Origin of the sequence: Halomonas sp. BC2 (genome assembly GCF_002078115.1) — a bacterium.
Classification (GTDB): Bacteria; Pseudomonadota; Gammaproteobacteria; order Pseudomonadales; family Halomonadaceae; genus Vreelandella; species Vreelandella stevensii.
The window spans coordinates 23,094-25,109 of sequence record NZ_LFGT01000018.1 but is presented as its reverse complement, the minus strand read 5'-3'; the positions used below and the strand labels follow the sequence as shown (position 1 = coordinate 25,109).

Below are 2,016 nucleotides of genomic sequence, written 5' to 3'. Positions count from 1 at the left end.
ACCCGCCAAGCGCTATCGCCCTTGGGCCGCTGAAGCACCAGCCCTCCAATGATCCCGCTGATGCCGGCAACACGCCCCAGCGCCCCCATCAACCAAACGGCGGAGAGCCCAATCAACACGCCCCCCACCAGTCCTTGCAGGCTTGCCATTACGTCCACCGTCTGCTCCTCGTATTACGTGGGTTGAAAAGATTTAGAAACGATTGATCGGCACCTTGAGATACACCTGACCGTTGTCTTCCTCGGGGGGCAGCTCCCCAGCCCGCATGTTGACCTGCACCGACGGGATGATCAGCCGAGGCATGCCCAGGGTGGCATCTCGCTCGGTGCGCATACGCACGAAGGCGTCTTCACTGATGCCCTCATGCACATGAACGTTGGCCTGGCGCTGCTCGGCAACGCTGGTTTCGTGCTGGTACACGTCACGCCCCGGGGCCTTGTAGTCGTGGCACAAAAACAGCCGTGTCGTGTCAGGCAGGGCCAGCACTTTCTGAATCGAACGATAGAGAGTGCGGGCATCGCCACCGGGAAAATCACAGCGGGCGGTGCCGTAGTCGGGCATGAACAGCGTATCGCCGACAAACGCGGCATTCCCCACCACATAGGTCAAACAGGCGGGCGTGTGGCCAGGCGTATGCAGCACGCTGGCCTCCAGGGCTCCAATCATGAAGGTATCACCCTCCTGGAACAGCGCGTCGAACTGGCTACCGTCCCGAGCAAACTCGGTGCCCGCATTGAAGGCCTTGCCGAAGATCTCCTGTACCTCGACGATGTGCGCTCCAATGCCGGTCTTGCCGCCCAACTGGGCGTGCAAATAGGGGGCCGCCGAAAGGTGGTCGGCATGGACGTGGGTTTCCAGTATCCAGGCCACGTTTAGCCCTTCACGGCGCACGAACGAGATGATCTGCTCCGCTGAACGGGTATCGGTTCGCCCAGCGGCGTAATCAAAATCGAGTACGGAGTCGATGATGGCGCAGGCGGTGCCATCGGGGTCTCTCACCACGTAACTGAACGTGTTGGTTGGCTCATCGAAAAAGGGCGTGACGACGGGGCGTTGCATGATGGACCTCCAGCAGTTGACCGCATGCAGTTGACCGCATGCAGTGTGCATTTCATCAAGTGTATCTCACTAAAACATTATATGGTTATTACCTTTTAGAATTATCAATTGTAAAATTTAGTTAAAAATACTCCTTTCGACTAAGGTAGGCCACCTCATGGCCGATAGGAGTGAAGGCTCACTCACTGAACTAATCGATATAAGGATGCCATGAACAACCTGACTACTACACAGAAACTGTGGAGCACACTGGGCATCATCTGGGTGGCCATGCTGCTTTTGGTGGGCTGGCTGGCGTGGGAAAATCGCCAGACCATCGCCAACGAGCGCCGCGACAGCATTCAATACATCGTCAACAGCGTTCACGGTCAGCTCGCCGATCTGCAGGCCCGTGCCGCCAGCGGTGAACTGAGCGTCGATGAAGCGCAGCAGCGGGCCATCGACAACCTTGCCAGCGTACGCTTTGGTGACGGCGAGTACGTGTTTGCGTTCGACAACCAGCTGGCCATCGTGTCACACCCCAACCGCCCCCGTGGCGAAGACATGACCAACTTCCAGGACGCCAGTGGTATGCGCCTTTACAGCGTACTGCGTGACGTGGCCCAGGCGGGCGGTGGCCACGTGGACTACTACTCGCGACGCATCTCGGGGGAAGAGCAATCGCCCAAGGTGAGCTATGTGGCCCACTTACCCGAATGGGGCTGGTCCATGGCGGCGGGGGTCTATGTGGACGATATCGATGCTGCCTTTGTCGCTGGGCTGGTGCGTTCGGCGGTCATTCTGCTGATCATTGGTCTGCCCGTGACGCTGCTGATGGGCTGGGTGATCAGGGATGTGGCGGGTCGGCTGGGCGGTGACCCACGCTATGCCGCCAGCGTAGTGCGTCATATTGCCGATGGCGACCTGACCCAGGCCGCCACGCTGAAAAGCAGTGACCACAGCAGCCTGCTGTTCGAC

General features: G+C 59.1%; 2 protein-coding genes. One reads left to right on the top strand and one right to left on the bottom strand.

The window, feature by feature from the left end; all coding sequences use genetic code 11:
* Nucleotides 1–192: 192 nt before the first annotated feature.
* On the bottom strand, nt 193–1,059 hold the full coding sequence (locus B7L71_RS11925) for an MBL fold metallo-hydrolase (RefSeq protein WP_081138182.1): 867 nt from the start codon (nt 1,057–1,059) through the stop codon (nt 193–195).
* 210 nt (nt 1,060–1,269) lie between these two features.
* On the opposite strand from B7L71_RS11925, the gene B7L71_RS11920 reads away from it, so the two are divergent.
* Nucleotides 1,270–2,016 (top strand): cache domain-containing protein (locus B7L71_RS11920; RefSeq protein ID WP_170919495.1); only part of this gene is annotated, 747 nt, incomplete at its 3' end.